This is a genomic window from Flavobacterium sp. WG21 (genome assembly GCF_000335775.1).
Classification (GTDB): domain Bacteria; phylum Bacteroidota; class Bacteroidia; order Flavobacteriales; family Flavobacteriaceae; genus Flavobacterium; species Flavobacterium tructae.
In genome coordinates, this window is the sequence record NZ_AMYW01000040.1 from 22,715 (window position 1) to 41,103 (window position 18,389).

An 18,389-nucleotide genomic window follows, 5' to 3' on the forward strand; every position below is an offset into this window, starting at 1 on the left:
AAATGGATATATTTGCAACAGTTATGGATGCCCAATGGTGAACAAAAAGTATTTTGAAAGAGTGGCAAAAATAATTGACAATTCCGGATCCGATATTGTGATGAGTATTTACTATTGAAACCGGACCAGCGCAGTAAATAAGTTTAAATTTAAAAATAAAAAAATTGAAAAAAATTACCATTGCAATTGATGGATTCTCCTCTACAGGAAAGAGTACTTTGGCAAAACAATTAGCAAAAGAGTTAGAATATGTTTATGTAGATACCGGAGCAATGTACCGTGCCGTAGCCTACTTTGCCATGAAAAACCAGCTTATTGCAGCCGATTTTTTTGATAAAGCAGCCCTTATAACGGCTTTACCGAACATTCAGTTAGAGTTTAAATTTAATGCCGATCTTGGTTTTGCCGAGATGTATCTTAATGGAGAAAATGTAGAGAAACAAATCAGAACCATTGAAGTTTCCAGTTTCGTTAGTAAAGTAGCAGAAGTTTCTGAAGTACGTTCCAAATTAGTGGAACAACAGCAGGAAATGGGGAAAAATAAAGGTATTGTAATGGATGGAAGAGACATTGGCACCGTAGTGTTTCCAAATGCTGAACTTAAAGTATTCATGACCGCCAGTGCCGAAACCCGTGCACAGAGACGTTTCGATGAATTACAGCAAAAAGGAGACAACGTTTCTTATGAAGACGTCCTGAAAAATGTAGTCGAGAGAGACTATATCGATACACATCGTGAAGATTCTCCTTTAATTATTGCCGATGATGCGATAGAAATAGATAATTCTTACTTAAACAGAGAAGAACAGTTTACAGCAGTGCTGGAATTAGTAACAGATGTTGTTAAAACAATTTAATTTTTTGTAGATATCATTTTTAATGGTAGTTTTACCGCTTCATTTATTTTAAAGACAATTTCATCATATGGGAATTAAAAACAGGTTGATTATAATGAGCTTTCTTCAATTTTTTGTTTGGGGAGCCTGGCTTATAACAATTGGAAATTATTGGTTTGGAACTAAAAACTGGGAAGGAACCCAGTTTGGTTTGGTCTTCGGAACCATGGGAATTGCTTCTTTATTCATGCCCACCTTAACCGGGATTATTGCAGACAGATGGATTAATGCAGAAAAACTGTATGGTGTCCTGCACATTCTTTACGCAGTAGTTTTATTTGGTATTGCACACGTTACCACACCTGATAATTTTATATACGTAATGTTTATCGCAATGTGTTGCTACATGCCAACCATTGCTTTGAGTAATTCTATTTCGTATACCTCGCTTAAATTAAATAATAAAAATATTGTAAAAGATTTTCCACCCATCCGTGTTTGGGGAACTATTGGTTTTATTGCCGCAATGTGGATCACTAATTTAAGTGGAAGCAAAGCAACAGAGTATCAGTTTTACATCGCCGGAGTTGGTGCATTAATTCTTGGGATTTATGCCTTCACACTGCCAAAATGTAAGCCACAGCGTCTTACTAAAGAAGATGCTTCTCTGGTTGAAACTTTAGGATTAGAAGCCTTTAAATTGTTTGGAAATTATAAAATGGCCTTGTTTTTTGTATTCTCTATGTTTTTAGGAGGTGCTTTGCAATTGACGAATGCTTACGGAGACGTATTTTTAGACGAATTCAAACATTTTCCTAAATATGCAGATTCTTTTGTAATCAAATATTCGACTATCATCATGTCGATTTCTCAGGTTTCTGAGACATTATTTATTCTTGCAATTCCGTTTTTCTTAAGACGTTTTGGAATCAAACAGGTAATGCTCATTAGTATGTTGGCCTGGGTATTGCGTTTCGGATTATTTGGTTTTGGAGATCCTGTAGGAGGTTTATGGATGATCATATTGTCATGTATCGTGTACGGAATGGCATTTGATTTTTTCAATATTTCTGGTTCGTTGTTCGTTGAAAGTAATACCGATTCAAAAATACGTTCCTCTGCACAAGGATTGTTTATGATGATGACCAATGGTATAGGTGCGGTTTTAGGAAGTTTAACTTCAGGTTGGGCTATTGATCGCTTTTTTACCAAATCGTTTACTAATACAACTGAATTGGCGTCATTTTTACAAACGGAAAGCACAAATTCAAAAATGCTTGATTTTGTAAAAAGTCAAGGTAATTCAGTTTCTGCAGATGGAATATTTACTAATCCTATTTTAATGAAAGATTGGCAAACCATCTGGCTGTCATTTGCATCTTATGCCTTAGTAATTGCAATTGCTTTTGCGATTTTATTTAAACACAAACATGACCCGAAAGAATTAGAGAATTTGAGTCATTAAAAATAAATCACATAGTAGAAATCCCGTTTTCAACACCATTGAAAACGGGATTTTTTTTGAAATAACCTGTAGCATTAATTGACTTCTATTTCGATTAAATTGAAACAACTCATTTTGGGCTGATTTTGCAGTAATATAGTATTGTCCAACAGGTAAATCAATTTCAATTGTGTTGTTTTTTGGAGCTACTAAAATAGATTGAATCGGAATTAGTAAATCTGCATTTTTAGTCGCATTATACTCTTCTGATAAGAAAATGTCAACCAATAGTTCTTCGTTTTTAAATTGTGAGAGCTTCCGGTCTTTCAGATTTACTTTTTTAAACGACTGATTAGGGTAAACAGACTGCAGGTCGGCTTCAAGGTTATTAATTACAAAATAATCAGCACTTGATTTCATTAAAGTATCTTTTGCAAATACCGATTTAGGGAGCAGAACTAATTTTTCTTTTGTCTTCATCATAACAGTCTCCTGATTGATAGTAACAGGATCTATGTTCGAGTATTGTTTTAAGTAACTGCCCATAAGACGCTTTTTTCCTTCTTCTTCCAGATGACCATGACCTACATAAATGAAAATTTTTGCTTTTGGATCTTTTTCCAGTATCTTCATGATATTTTTGGCCTGGCCAATTTCCCGGTCTACCTTCTGATCTGAATTTTCATGCCCCACAAGAGTAAATCCCATAGAATTTGCTTTCCTTACAAAGTGACCAAAATAGGGATCTTTGATATAAAAACCATTTTTAGCATTTGGAACAGGTGCGGTATTAGTACCATAATTAGGTGTAAAGGTTTCCATAGAAATCACGGTGAATCCTTTTTCTTTCAAGACATCCAGAAGATTCATGGCAAACAATCGATGTTTGGGATAAAAATGATCCTCATTGAGTATAATAATCTGATTGTCGTTAGCGAGATCTCCAATTGCGGCAATTACAGCTTCTTCCTTTTTGACTTCATTTTTAGTTAGAGAATTTAGAACAGTTTGTTTAAAATCACTTTTATCGCTTTCATGTTCTTTAAGTAGTAAATTATATTCTTTATTATTGCCTATAAATGAATTGATCGTCAAGTATAAAGGGGGCTTAAACATTGTTTTTCTTGGATCTTTTATAGGTGCGTTCTTTATTTTTTCTCTTCCCTGAAGGTAGTTTTTATGTGGCTCAGCGGTATAATAATTAAATAGATGCATATAAGACAATTTATTCAAAGAGGTACTGTCTAGATGAACCCTTCGTATATTTTCGTTAGCCATTTCCAAATGATTTGAATTGCCAGACATTCGTGTAAGTGAAATGACTTTTTTCGTTCCTTTTTGTTTTTCAAAAATTATAATGCCATTGATACTGTCATTTAGAATCAGCTTTTCGTGAACAATGGTGTCAGTTGGTTTTTCAATCTTTTCAAAGAAATAATAGCTTTCTAAATTTTGATTTGTTTTATAACTAAGTATTGCCTTTGCAGCAGAAATATCCTTATAATTCCCAATTCGTTTTCTTAGTGTACTTATATTAATCTTAGAAAGATCTTCATAGCTCACATTTTCCGGGATGTCGATGGAAACATCCAGTAATGTATTGTAAAACAAATCGCCTTTGTTTTTTTCTCCGGCGATATAATTGTGCTGTATAACATTTTGTTGAGCGGTTTTGCATCCAACCAATAGTAAAAAACAACTTGCAGAATAATAATATTTGTGAAATCTGACAGGAATTAATTTTATCATAGTTTTTTAGAAGTATAAAATAACAAATATCAATGCTTTCTCAAGGTTTGAATGTTGGTTTATTATCGTAAACCTGTATTATATTAACCCGTTGAGACAATTAATATAAAGATATCCCGTGCTTCTCTCTTAGAATACATAACGTCATCACAACTTTAAGTTTACTGAAACTTGATGATGGTGATTAACTTTTAGAGCTGATGATAAAATTGTACAGGAAAATTGTTTACATGTACAATTTGTCCTACTTTCTTTAGGGATATCTTTGCTAATATAACGAAAGAAAGTAATCTAATATATAAAGGCATGAGAAATAATAGTACCGGAATGGCAGTTTTTTTTATTGCAGTATTAGGCTTTTTGCCTGTAAAAGCACAGGTTCAGGAAGAAAGACCTGTTTTTCATTATTCTGTAATGGATGCGATGCGTAATGGCGTTTATACAGGAGAATTATCGATTGGAGAACTCGCTAAAAAAGGAAATTTCGGAATTGGTACTTACAATTATTTAGACGGTGAAATGATTGTACTTGATGGTATTTTCTATAGGGTAGATGCTTCGGGAGTGATTGGGGTTGCAACAAACAGCTTTAAGATACCATTTGGTTCAGTTGTTTTCTTTAAAGCTGATATGCAGTTTGAACTTACCGATACAAAAGATATCGAAGAACTCCAGAACGAGGTGATAAAAAGACTTCCTTCGGTTAATAAACCTTATGCCGTTCGCATAGAATGTGAATTTGAAAACATTACAGTCGGTGGTGCGAGGCGGCTTGATGAAAATGAGACTACCGGGCTGTCCGAACTCATGAAAACAAGACCTTTGTATAAAAGAGAACATATCTCGGGGACTATGGTTGGCTTTTACAATCCGCCTTATTTTTCAGCGATCGACTTGTCTCCGTTTCATTTTCATTTTATTTCCAGAGACCGTAAATATGGCGGGCATCTGATTTCCGGAAAATTAAGGACAGCAACTATAAAAGTCAACATAGACGAAAAACCGGGTTATGAGGTTATTTTGCCCCAGCAGAATAAAGTCTTTAACAAACCCTGGACAAAGCAAGACGGCGTTAAAAGCTCTTACTAACAGAGTGCCGGTATAAACCGCTTTTATTATTTAAAATTCAACAAACATGACAAAATTAAAATTAGCAATTTCTACTATGATTTTGCTCGCTGCCGCTATGACCGCACAGCAAACGAAAGAAATCCAACATCTAAAATTTGATAATTTGGGATGGGAACAACTAGGAGATAAATTACAGCGTAAATATGTGTATGGAGAGCAGGGGATGCTGGCGTTATTTAAGATGGATAAAGGTGCTAAAGTACCACTTCATCAACATCCAAATGAGCAAACTACTTATATTACAAAGGGAAGTGTAAAAGTAACCATGCAAGGTAAAGAGTACCTTGTTAGTGCCGGAGAGGTGTTGATTATTCCGGGGAATATTCCCCATCAGTTTGAATGTTTGGAAGATGGGACATTAGATATTGATTTTTTTGCTCCCCCACGTAAAGACTGGATTGAAGGGACCGCCAATTATTTTGCAAATGCCAAAAAAACAGCCGAACCTCTCGAAGTAGTTGCCGCAATGGACATTCGTCCCGGTGACGTTGCTGTATCAGCCGAGGGTCGTGTTTTTGCAACCATTCATCCGTTGGGAAGTCAGAAGATGCAATTGGTAGAAATTGTAAACGGAAAAGCGATTCCCTACCCATCTGAAGCTTATCAGAAATATGACGCAAAAGCAACCGACGCAAAATTTGATGCGATGTTGGGGTTAATCTTTGATAAAAACAATCAGTTATGGGTTACCGATATGGGACTCGAATTAGGTAAATCCAGACTTTGGGCCTTTGATATCAGTAAGAATAAAGTAGTTCAAAAAATTGAATTGCCTCAAACTATTGCGCCTAAAGGTACATTTACGCAGGATGTTGCCATTGATGAAAAAAATGGTTTTGCTTACTTAGCCGATATTGCCAATCCGGGTATTATTGTTTTGAATCTGAAAACAAAAAAAACACGCCGATTTAGCGGACATGTATCTTTGCAGGCAGAAGATAAAGATATGATTATTGATGGTAAAGTAACTTATTTTGGAGGAAAACCGGCTCGTGTAGCTATTGACCCGATTACACTTTCAAATGACAGGGAAACGATATTTTTTGGAGCAATGAATGGAACTTCATGGTATAGCGTGCCAGCCAAACTATTTAGAGAAGGTAAAAGTGATGCCGAAATTAGTAAAGCAATAAAAAAAGCAGGTGACAAACCTTTTAGTGATGGAGCTTTGACAGATGAAGAAGGGAATCATTATTTTACAAATCTGCAAGAACACGCCATAACAAAGTTGAATACTGCGGGTAAATTAACTACTATTTTACAGGACAATCAAAAATTGCAATGGCCGGATAATGTTTATAAAGGCCCAGACGGTTGGATGTATATTTCAGTAAATCAACTCAATAGTTCACCAGCTTTTACAGGTGCGGACGATCAGGGAAAGCCTCCATATTTTATTTATCGTTTTAAACCATAAATCGGCGTTTTGCGTATCGTGTGATAGAAGTATTATTTGCACCCGGTTAATTTTACCAAATATTACCGCTTTACAACCGATTATTACCTAGGTGATAACGTGTTTTTAAAACGCATAATTAAATGGTACGAATAGACTTACGTTTGTATTAGTAATATGATGGTTTGTTATAGATTCCGCTTGTGATTGTACAGTAAAAGTTAATATTAAATAGTATAACTAATTAATCCAGCAGATTTAAGAAAGGGCAAAGAATTTTGAGCATTCGTAAAATTAGGTTTCGCGTATAAAGGAATTGTTACAGCGGGGTTTAATTTTAGATTTTAAAAGGTAGATTTAATAAGTACAGTAACTAACCAATTCTAATTATTTACATTTAACCATTTTTAAGAGGGAGAAGATTCCCTCTTTTTTTATACACTGAATTTTACGAGACAATATAATGATAGTATCTAATTTGTTGCGGAAACCTAGTTTATTTCTATTTTATTTTAGCTTTAGGATAATTGAATGTATTGATATTCAGTGTTGTATTCTTTTTAGGATCTAGATTATATTCCATATTTACAGAAAAAAGTATCAATTATTCCGTAGTTGACGCACTTATTGAAACCGGCATTCAAATCTCGTAGGACCATTCTATATTTGTACTCAGAAAGCAAGTCTTATCAAACTAGTATAAAGAGTTGAATAAAGAGTGGTTTATTTAAGTAAGTGAATAAACAATCATTTTAATTTTTTGTTATTAGTTAAGTTTTTAGTTAAGTTTTGAATTACGTTAGTGTTTTTGCATGTTTTTTTGAGTTGATCTTTAACTAGTTTGGTATTCTTTCTTTTAGTCATCAAAGATGGCGAACAAAAATTGTACAGGACCTAATTTGAGGGAATGCCGTAGAATTATGAAAGTGGTGCGTAACATTATCTCATTCTGTATGATTGTTGTATTTTTTTGCCCCAAAGGCTGGAAAGATAGAATTTTGATTCTGTTTTTTCAGCCTTATTCTTTGTGGAAGGATGAAGAGAGCTAGAATTCAATTGAAATTTAGTGTAGTAAGAGGTAGGAAGTACAAAACCTTAAGTAAAGTAAATCTGTAATTTTCAATTTTAGGTAAGACACTTCCACTTTTAAATCAAAAGTTACCATTTATTTCGTGAATGGTGTAAGGTGTTGAAATGCAGTTGCATAATGTGAATTATAATTCTAAATTCGTAATTAAATTAACAAGTGGTTTCTTGGTTAGTGTGAAGGGAAATGTGGATACATAAATTGAAGTCGCTCAATAATTCAAAATTAGGTAAGACGAATAATGCGTTTTGCATTATTCAGTTTAGTTGATTTTTTTATCTGTTTTTGAAGTTGTAAAGGCTCTAATCGTTTTGGTTCTCATTTTACTCAGATTTAACCCTCCCATTCCTTTTAAATGATCCAAATAGGATTTATAATAAGAATGGTAATGAGTTTGTGCAGGATCTGAGGCAGTGTAATTTAACCTGCAGAAATGCGTTATACTGCTTCAGCCCGCATGATTATTTATAATTTCAAAATATTGTAGTCCGACATCACATGAATTTCAAATTTTAATAACCATAAAAGTGAAAACAAGACATTTTATATCTGTAGCATTTTTTTTAAGCTGTCGATTCTTCTTCTGGCAACAGGAAGTTTTGCGCCATTTGTCATTTCACAATAGTACCCCTGTTTTTTATTAATTTTATCGATATGATTTATGTTGACAATATACGAGTGATGAATTCTAAAAAATTGATTTTGATCCAGCATAGTACCATATTCACCTAAATTTTTGCTCGAAACGTGCTCAGTATTATTGACCAGAAAAAAGGTGGTATATCTTCCGTCAGATTTACAAAAGCTAATGTCATCTTTTTTGATAATGATCATTTTGTCCAACGAATTGATTGTTAGATATTCAGTACCAATAGAAGGAGCAGATTTTTGAGATGAAGGTACTGAAGGAGATATTGCCTGTTCAGAAAGTGATTTTTTTTCTTGTTTTATAAATTGGTTAAACTGATCTTTTTCGTTCAGTTTCATGATTACTTTGTTAGTAGCCAGTACAATGTCTTCGATTATAATAGGCTTTATAATATAATCAATAGCGTTGTATTTGAATGCTTTAAGTGCATAATCGTTATAAGCTGTTACAAAAATAATTTCAATTTCGGAAAAGTCAATGCAATCCAGAATTTCAAAAGCATTTTTCTCGTGAAGTTGAATATCCAGATAAATTACCTGTGGAGATAGCTTGTTGATTAGCGTTATAGAATCCTCAACATTGTCAGCTTCCCCAACAATATTAATTAAAGGGCAGAATTTATCAAGGAAATATTTTAATAATTGCAAATTTTGAAAATCATCGTCAACTAGTATGGCATTGATTTTAGATATCATATCTTTATAACAAATTAATTTTGGTTCGTTTTTTTTTGGATTTATAATATTACGAAAAAATAATCACATGAAGCAATTTTTACTTTTTTTAATTTTATTATTATCCAAGAGTGTTCAGGCGCAATTTCGTAATCAGTTTGTTATTATGGATTCGCGAAACGGATTAAAATCCGATTATGTATATAGTGTCAGAGAGGGGTTGCAGCACAACATCTGGATTGCGACCAACAATGGCTTAACACGATTTAATGGCAATACATTTAGAAATTTTTCGATTGAAAATGGTTTAAGTTCTAATGATATTGTATATACCGGGATCGATTCGCAAAATAGAGTCTGGCTTTGCGATTATCATTACGGACTTCATTTTGTAAAGGGTTATAAAGTTTTTTATGTTAAAGCAGCTAAAAAGATACCAAGTTTGTCTTTTTGTTTTGAAAGAAAGGGCAGTGTTTATTTTAGTTCCATATCTAATGGAGAATGTTATTTGTTAACCCCTGGAAACTATTTTTTAAAATACAAGCCCAAAAAAAAGGATCTTGAAATTCACAGATACGATATAGCTAGCAAAACTTATTACGGTTACGATCATTTCTTTAAGAGACATTTTGTTATGGAAGGCGGTAAGAAATACAGATTAAAACCCTTTTATAAAGTTACTGTCAATAATATCGATTTACATCGTTTCGGGTTATATACCCGATCCGGAAAAATAGATTCTGTTAATCAGAAACCGCTTTATAATTTTTATTACAATAAAATGGATTTTGTGATTGATAATTTAAAACAGATTGTTCCTTTTTATACTCCAAAAGATTCTTTAAAATTTCATTCGACTACTGGCAATACTTATCAGAATTTTAAAAATATCGGAGACTTAATAAAGCTTAATGGTTTAGATTTTAAATCAGTTTTTATCGATTCAGGTAAGAATTTTTGGTTCATAGACGAAAAAAACAGACTTTACTTTGTCAAGTATAGCAGTCTGGAAATTTTGAATAAAGTAAATTATAGGCTGTTTGGATCCAATGATACCTTTATAAGAAAAAGCCTTTTGGAAGGAGATAAACTCTATTTTATTGCCAATTCTGGTTTATTTGGCGTAATGGATGTCACAACTTTCGAAATAAAAATTATTCGAAAGTTTGATGAGAAACTTTATAATCTGTTCAAATTTGGAGATAAAATATGTCTTATTAGTAATAAAGGGAAATATTTGTATGATAAAACAGTAAACGATTTTAGTTTTGATGTGATCCATGCTAAACTTAATTTAAACAAAACATTCATGGACAGCAATAATAATCTGTTTGCTATTGATGAAAATTACATCGAGTCAGAATACAATGATAAAATTACTTTTGATTTTACCGATATACGTCTCAAAGAGTTTTGCCTGAACAATAATTTAGCGGTAGTAGGTAATGAAGAAATGGTAGCTTCCTATAATTTTATCACTAAAGAAAAGAGAAAAAAAACTTCGATAAAAAATACCAGTTTTATTCGAAAAATGAAGGATGGTGTTATTATAGGAACGGGAAACAGAATGGTGTTTTTTCTGGACAATAAGTTAAACGTTCAGCAAAGAATTAAACTAAAAGACAATTGTTATTTTATTAAATACCACGATGACAAAGTGTATTTCGTAACCTACAATGATATTACGATTTATAAGAAAAAAGAAGGTAAATGGCATTTCTTTAATAAAATTAACTTCAACGAAGGGGTTTTAAGAGGACGTGTTATGGATATTGTTTTTCTAAAGCATAATATTATGATTATTTCCGATAACGGTGTTTCGGTTATTAAAAATAGTTATATAGACAAATCCGCTTTTGGAGAGGTTCAGATTGTTGATTTTTTTGTTGGTGAAAAATCAATTTTGAATAGTAAAGAAAAAATCATCAAACAAGGCAAAGGAAATATTATGATCAGGACTTCTCTTCGAACATTTGATAATCCGGATTGTTTTGAAATTTTTTATAGACTGGTAAAGAACGGAAATTACGAAAACACCTCCTGGAATCAACTTTCAAGCAGGAATATAGTTTTTAGTGATTTGGCACATGGAAATTATATTTTTGAAGTTTGTGCCCGAAATTTAAGAGATACTAATCAAAAAACATTTGAAAAAGTCAGTTTTAAAGTAGAACCCTATTTTTGGGAAACTAACTTCTTTTTTATAGCTGTATTATCTCTGTATCTTTTAATGTTCTATTTCTTTTTACGTTATTTCAGAAAAAAGATTAATGAGAAAAACAAACTAAAATTAGAACTGATTACTTTGGAACTCAAATCACTGAAGAATCAAATGAAACCGCATTTTTTATTTAATGCGTTAAACAATTTACAAGGCATTTTATTTACAAGGGGTGTAGAAGATGCTAATTTCTTTTTAAATAAATTCTCAAAATTACTCCGATCGACCTTAGAAATTACCAGAGATAAAATTACCTCTTTGGATGAAGAAATTAAGTATATTAAAACGTATTTAGATTTTGAACAGGTGAGGAGTAATAATGAATTGCACGTAACGTATAAAATAGACGAAACACTTGACTTGAAAAGAATTGAGATTCCGGTAATGGTAGTTCAGACCATTGTTGAAAATGCTATTATCCATGGATTAAACCCCAGTAAAAAAAGAAAGGAACTTTTAATCGAGATTTATCCAAAGAATGACAGTTTGTGCATTATAATAGAGGATAATGGCATAGGCAGATGTAAAACGAATAATAGTAAAGGTCATAAATCATTGGCGTCATTGATTATCGCGGACAGGTTCAGAATTTTAACGAAACTCAGAAAAAAAAGGCATATACTGGAGGTGATAGATTTGATAAAAGATGGTTTGCCTGTAGGTACAAGAGTAGAGATAACAGTACCTCTTTATTACTTTGAATATGATGGCTCTACAGATTAATAGTTTATAGTTTATCGCAGCATTATTAAATTGTCGTATTATCACATTGTGGTTCTATGAGATTATCGACTTTTTGATGGTCAAAAGATATTTTCGAATCCGACAGGTTTTTTAAAACCTGTCGGATTTTTTTTATGTTCGGCTTGCATTTCCTATTTCGTACCTCAAAACAACCATTTATTTCGTCATTAAGCCGTTTGTTACAAGCAGTATATAAGTTAGTGAGTCAATACTATATTTGTTTAAAATATGAGAAAAAACACACATTTTGATTTAATTTAAGTTAGAGGCCTCAGTGATTGCTTAACTCTTTATAGTAGAGAAAATAAGAGGCTTTATTTTAACGTATGGTATTATTTATGAAAAAAAAATAATTGTTTTAGTGTTAGGATTACTGTTGATCGGATTGAATGCTTTCGCGCAACAGAATTCACAATTTACACAATATATGTACAATACGGCAGTAATTAATCCCGCTTATGCCGGGAGTAGAGAAGTATTAAGTATTGTGGGTTTAAACCGAATGCAATGGGTAGGAATGGACGGAGCGCCAAGAGTATTGACTTTTGCAGCCAATAGTGCTGTATCAGACCATGTAGGTTTAGGAACCTCTATCGTGAGTGATAAAATAGGGCCTTCAAATCAAACCTCGCTTTCGGTAGATATGTCTTATAACATTAGACTGAATTACGATTATAAATTATTCTTTGGACTTAAAGCGAGCGGTTATTTGTTGAATATTGATTATACCAAACTGAATCAATACAATCCAAATGACCCTCATTTTCAGAATAATATTAGCGGTAAATTTTCGCCCAATTTAGGTACCGGTGTTTACCTGCAGTCAGATCGGACGTATGTTGGAGTTTCTGTTCCTGCGCTTTTAGAGAACATACTATATGATGCAAATAAAGAGTCAGCTTTAAAATTAAGATCCCATTATTATTTTATGGCGGGCCATGTTTTTGATTTGTCGTATAATGTCAAATTTAAACCGGCTATACTCGCTGATTTTATAGTGGGAAGTCCTTTACAGTTGAATTTGTCGGCTAACTTTTTGTTTTTCGAAAAACTAACCTTAGGAACTTCTTACAGATGGGGCGCAGCAGCGAGCGCAGTGGTGGGTTTCCAAATCACAGATGGATTATTGATGGGCTATGCTTATGATGCCGATACAAACAAATTAGGAAAATATAACTCTGGTTCACATGAGTTTTTCTTACGATTTGAATTGTCAAAAAAAATTAACAAAGTTTTCTCACCTCGTATTTTTTTAAGTTATGAGAGTAAAAATACACAGCTTGGTGATCTTATTTTTCGCTACAGCATCTTGCGCTTTTTCTCAGGAAAACAAAATAAAAAAAGCCAACAAAAAATACGACGACCTAGCCTACATCGACGCAATAGAGATTTATAAAAGAGTAGCAGAGAAAGGGTATAAATCAAAAGAGTTATTCGAAAAATTAGGAAACTCTTACTATTTCAATGCACAATTTCTTGAAGCAAATAAATGGTACACGCAATTGTTTGGTTTGAATACAGTGAATAGCAATAATTTCGTCACCCCGGAATATTATTATCGTTATTCTCAAACTTTAAAATCTGAAGGAAAGCCGGAGAAAGCAGAAGAGTATCTAAATTTGTTTGCTCGGTTGTCAGAGAACGAAATCAGAGCGAAGTTATACCTCAATAATAAAGACTATCTGAAAGAAATAAAAATGAATTCTGACAGGTATACCCTGAAGCATAGTGAAATTAACAGTTCTTACTCCGAATATGGAGCAGCTTTTTGTAAAACAAACTTTGTTTTTGCCTCATCAAGACCTGGCTTTAAAAGGGATGATAAAGTAAACAAGTGGGACAATCAGCCTTACAGTAGTTTATTGGTTTGTAAAATAGATAAAGACGGTACTTTGGGAGAACCGCATTTATTTTCTAAAAAACTTAGTTCTAAATTTAGCGAATCAACCCCGGTATTTACAAAGGATGGTAAAACGGTTTATTTTACCCGCAATAATTATTCAGACGGAAAACTAAGGATGAATAATGAAGGTGTGGTGCTGCTTAAAATTTATAAAGCAGTCTATAAAAATGGGGATTGGGATAACATTACAGAGCTTCCTTTTAACAGTAATGAATATAGTGTGGCACATCCGGCTTTAAGCCCTGACGAGAAAACGTTGTATTTTGCTTCAAATATGCCGGGTACTGTAGGGAAGTCAGATTTATTTAAAGTGAAAATTTTGGATAATGGTACTTACGGAAAACCGGAAAATTTAGGTACCAATATCAATACGGAAGGGAGGGAAACTTTCCCGTTTGTATCAGATAACAATGAATTGTACTTTGCTTCCAGCGGGCAGTTAGGATTAGGAGGTTTGGATATTTTTGCGGCAAAAATCAATCCAGATGGCTCAGTATCCAAACCCACAAACCTTGGGGAACCCATAAACAGCTCCTTTGATGATTTTTGTTACTATATCAATTCTAAAACGAAAAAAGGATACTTCTCTTCCAACAGGAATATCGGACAAGGTTTTGATGATATTTATAAATTCACTGAAGATCAGCCTTTAAAAAGAGAGAACACTAAGACCATACATCTTAACCTGATTGATAAACAAACCAATTATCCGGTACCGGATACTCAGATTTCATTGTATGATGAAAAAATGAATCTTTTGGCCAAGGGCGTTTCTGGTCCTATTGGAACTTATAAGCTTGAAAACCTGACGGCTGGCAAGATCTATTATGTTAGAGCAGAGAACGAAAATTATCAAACCATCGAGATAAGCTTTTTTACCAGTTTTGATATAGACAAAAAGCCTTTTCCATTTTTAATGGAGCAAAAACAACAAAAATTAGAGGTTGGTCTTGACTTGGCCAAAGTATTCAATTTTCAGGATATTTATTTTGATCTGGATAAATTCTCTGTTAGAAAAGATGCGGAAGTAGAACTGGCTAAGATTGCCGAACTCATGAAACTAAGACCCAATCTTAAGGTGGATGTCAGGGCACATACTGATAGTCGACAAAGCTTTGCCTATAATATGAAACTTTCTAATTTAAGAGCTAAAACAACAATAAACTGGCTAGTGAAAAAAGGAGGTATCGATCCGGCAAGGCTATCGGGTAAAGGTTATGGTGAAGCAATGCTTTTAAACAAATGTGCAGATGGCGTTCCCTGTACCGAAGAAGAACATGCCATCAATAGAAGAAGCGAATTCATCATTGTTGGATTCGATGGCCAGCGATAATTTGAATCTATCACGGAATCTTATACAATTAGTTTCTTCAGAAATCTTAATAATTTGAGACAAAGTATTTTATTTCAGTAGAAGAGACTTTTTAGACCGGTGAAACATCGAAGCACAGCTTTACCGGTATTGCTTTACAAAAATGGTATTCATTATTTCCAATAATTCTGAACGATACTCCCTTTGCCGAAAACGATACGTATGCGGTGCAAATTTTTCCGCGATTCTGTATTTGGAAATATCTTTTAAGTACCTAAAAGATCAATGCCAGTGTGTGAGTCATTGAGGCAAATTTTGACACAATAGAATTGTTTAAACAGCATATTTATAAGGCATTCTTACCATGTAGACAGGTAAAAAAAATTTGACTGGTTTCCCGGTACTTTTAAGGAAATACCAAACTGCTACCATTTACAACATTAGTTATACCGTTTATTGAATAGTGAACTATAAATTTTAGAACAAGTATATTTTTGTGTAAAATTTCGTGATAAAATAGAGTAAAAGCTATATAAATACTTCTTTTTTTAGAAGAAACATACCCCAAAAAACAAGTAATAAAAAATACCTGAATATGATAAAGAACTATTTAGTTAAAATTAAAACAATAAGATTTTTTCTTTTTTTACTGTTGTTACTGCCTTTTGCAGGAATTTCGCAGAATTTAACTGCAACTGTTGTTAATGCTACTAGTTGTACTAGTAACGACGGAATAGTAGTATTAACTTCTGATCCTGCACTTAATTCTAGTCTGAAGAACGTAACGTACCGTCTTTTTGATGTAATTAATCAATATTATGTTGGTGGTAGTTCTAGCAATTCCTTTAGCCATGTAGAACCTGGTTACTATAGAGGCGAAATGCTTGGTGAAGATAGTTCAGGAAATGAGATTTGGGTTAGTACTGGTAACATGTCCTTTCGTGTCACATATGATAATGAGACGAGTGTACCAACAGCAGCGGCATCACAGTCATTTTGTGTGGCGAATAATCCTACTGTGGCAAGTTTGTCAGCCACCGGAACAAATATAAAATGGTACAATGCATATTATGGAGGCACAGCGTTGGCATCAACGAAAGCTTTAGTAAATGGAGCGTTTTATTGTGCATCACAAACGGTAAATGGTTGCGAGAGTCTAGACAGAACTGGGGTGACAGTCATAATTACCAGCAACTTTGCAGCGCCAACAGGTAATAGAACCCAGGAATTTTGTGCAGGTAATAATGCTACTGTTGGCAGTTTAATAGTTAACGGAACAGGAATACTCTGGTACAATGCTGCAACTGGCGGCAGTGTAGTGGCGTCAGGTACAGTTTTAACAAACAATACCACTTATTATGCTTCGCAAACCGTAAATGGCTGTGAAAGTACAACACGCTTACCGGTAACGGCAACCATTAGTAATCCTGCTGCACCCACGGGTAATGCGTCACAAACTTTTTGTGCAAGTGCTAATCCCACCGTGGCAAGTTTATCAGCCACGGGAACTGGAATAAAGTGGTATGATTCAGCAATACAAGGTAATGAAGTGGCATCGGGTACAGCCTTAACCAATGGGACCATTTATTATGCTTCACAAACGGTAAGCGGCTGCGAGAGTCCAACGCGCTTGGCAGTAAACGTAAATGTTACTGACGTTCCAGCGCCCGGCAATCTTGGAGATCGATATTTTTGCGATACTAATAATAGTACCTTGGCGAATTTTAGCATATCAGGAACAGGAATAAAATGGTATGATGCACCAACAGGAGGAAATCTACTTCCGCTAACTACTGCTTTACTAGACGGAGTCAGTTACTATGCCTCACAAACGGTAAATGGCTGTGAAAGCTCAACCCGATCGTGGGCCAGATCTAATATTATAAATACTTCACTTGCACCAACAGCTAATTCACCTCAGGAATTTTGCAGCGGGAGTAATCTTACTTTATCAAGTTTATTAGTCTATAATAGTAATAATAGTGGTTATGCTTCAAATGTAAAATGGTATGATGGGGCAACAGGAGGAAATGTACTTCCGTCAGCGACAGCTTTAACAAATGGCACAACGTATTATGCTTCGCAAACGGTAAACGGTTGTGAGAGCACTGCTCGAGTTGCAATAACGGTAAAGATAGGTATTGATGCGCCAACAGGTACTGCCTTGCAGACATTTTGTGCATCTGCTAATCCTACTGTGACGAGTTTAATTGTCACAGGAACAGTAGTGCAATGGTACAGTGCTGCCACAGGCGGTAGCGTATTGTCATCAACGACCGCTTTAATAAATGGAACAACCTATTATGCTTCGCAAACGGTAAACGGTTGTGAGAGCGCAACACGCTTTGCGGTAACGGCAATAGTTAAAAATACACAACCTCCAACAGGTCCTGCATCGGTGAACTGGTGTGGGATTTATACCTCTAATTTAGGAAATCTAGAGTACGAATGCAGGGGAACTAATATAAAATGGTACGATGCAGCCATAGGTGGGAATATTCTTTTGTCAGGTACTGTTTTAGAAAACAATAAGACTTATTATGCATCACAAACGGTGGATGGTTGTGAGAGTGCCACAAGATTGGCAGTGTTAGTAAATATTTTTGACTCACCCCCAACAGGCAATGCATTGCAGTCATTTGATACGGGTAGTAACCCTACTATAGCGAGTTTATCAGTCACTGGAACAGGTAGTATTAGATGGTTTGATATTTCTGGTCCTGGGGGTGGTCTGGAATATTCACTTAGTACTGCTTTAGTGAATGGTAGAACTTATTATGCATCACAAACGATAAATTATTGCCAAAGTAGAACAAGATTTGGGGTAACAGTAACACTTGTAACCTCACCTCCAACGGGCAATGCAACGCAAACTTTTTGTTTCACTAGCAATCCTATCGTAGCAAGTCTAACAGCTAACGGAACTGCTATAAAATGGTACGAAAGTGCCACTGGAGGCAACTCATTGGCATCAGGTTCACATTAATAAACGGAACCGTTTATTACGCTTCGCAAACGCTAAATGGTAAAGAGAGTCCAACGCGATTGGCGGTAACGGTAACGATCAGTGATCCTCAGACACCAACAGGTAATGCAGCACAAGAATTCTGTAAATCTGCGAATGCTACAGTGGCAAGTCTGGTAACCAATGAAACAGGAGTTACGTGGTACGATGCGGCTACTGCAGGTAATGTAGTAACACCAACAACAGCTTTGGTAAACGGAAGGACATATTACGGTTCG

The 18,389-nt window shown here is 34.4% G+C and carries 11 protein-coding genes; 9 read left to right on the forward strand and 2 right to left on the reverse strand.

The window, feature by feature from the left end:
* The first annotated feature begins 164 nt into the window (after positions 1 to 164).
* Positions 165 to 857, forward strand: coding sequence for a (d)CMP kinase (gene cmk / locus C245_RS0120495; protein WP_017498487.1), 693 nt, complete (start codon positions 165 to 167; stop codon positions 855 to 857).
* A 67-nt stretch (positions 858 to 924) separates the two neighbouring features.
* The gene (locus tag C245_RS0120500; protein ID WP_017498488.1) at positions 925 to 2,301 is read left to right on the forward strand and encodes a nucleoside permease; all 1,377 of its coding nucleotides are present in this window, start codon (positions 925 to 927) and stop codon (positions 2,299 to 2,301) included.
* On the opposite strand, the gene C245_RS0120505 is transcribed toward C245_RS0120500, so the two are convergent.
* Positions 2,281 to 4,029 (reverse strand): hypothetical protein, encoded by a 1,749-nt coding sequence (locus C245_RS0120505; protein ID WP_017498489.1) that lies wholly within the window; start codon positions 4,027 to 4,029, stop codon positions 2,281 to 2,283. The genes C245_RS0120500 and C245_RS0120505 overlap by 21 nt on opposite strands.
* 306 nt (positions 4,030 to 4,335) lie before the next feature.
* On the opposite strand from C245_RS0120505, the gene budA reads away from it, so the two are divergent.
* A complete protein-coding gene (gene budA / locus C245_RS0120510; protein WP_017498490.1) occupies positions 4,336 to 5,118 on the forward strand; it encodes an acetolactate decarboxylase in 783 nt (260 codons plus the stop codon).
* A gap of 46 nt (positions 5,119 to 5,164) precedes the next feature.
* A complete protein-coding gene (locus tag C245_RS0120515; protein ID WP_017498491.1) occupies positions 5,165 to 6,577 on the forward strand; it encodes an L-dopachrome tautomerase-related protein in 1,413 nt (470 codons plus the stop codon).
* A 1,609-nt stretch (positions 6,578 to 8,186) separates the two neighbouring features.
* Here the strand turns inward: C245_RS0120515 and C245_RS0120530 are convergent.
* Complete coding sequence (locus C245_RS0120530) at positions 8,187 to 8,987, reverse strand: LytTR family DNA-binding domain-containing protein (RefSeq protein ID WP_017498495.1); 801 nt, start codon at positions 8,985 to 8,987, stop codon at positions 8,187 to 8,189.
* 67 nt (positions 8,988 to 9,054) lie between these two features.
* Here C245_RS0120530 and C245_RS0120535 point away from each other — a divergent pair, with 67 nt between their 5' ends.
* The 5 genes from C245_RS0120535 to C245_RS24295 form a co-directional block, all read left to right on the forward strand.
* Entirely contained in the window at positions 9,055 to 11,910 is a 2,856-nt protein-coding gene (locus C245_RS0120535) for a histidine kinase (protein ID WP_017498496.1), read from the forward strand.
* A 373-nt stretch (positions 11,911 to 12,283) separates the two neighbouring features.
* On the forward strand, positions 12,284 to 13,327 hold the full coding sequence (locus tag C245_RS23340; protein WP_081603551.1) for a PorP/SprF family type IX secretion system membrane protein: 1,044 nt from the start codon (positions 12,284 to 12,286) through the stop codon (positions 13,325 to 13,327).
* Positions 13,215 to 15,167 (forward strand): OmpA family protein, encoded by a 1,953-nt coding sequence (locus C245_RS0120545; protein ID WP_017498498.1) that lies wholly within the window; start codon positions 13,215 to 13,217, stop codon positions 15,165 to 15,167. Before C245_RS23340 ends, C245_RS0120545 begins: the two co-directional genes overlap by 113 nt.
* A gap of 574 nt (positions 15,168 to 15,741) precedes the next feature.
* On the forward strand, positions 15,742 to 18,132 hold the full coding sequence (locus tag C245_RS0120550) for a hypothetical protein (protein WP_017498499.1): 2,391 nt from the start codon (positions 15,742 to 15,744) through the stop codon (positions 18,130 to 18,132).
* On the forward strand, positions 18,081 to 18,389 hold a 309-nt coding region (locus C245_RS24295; RefSeq protein ID WP_157495922.1), incomplete at its 3' end, for a hypothetical protein. The genes C245_RS0120550 and C245_RS24295, both read left to right, overlap by 52 nt.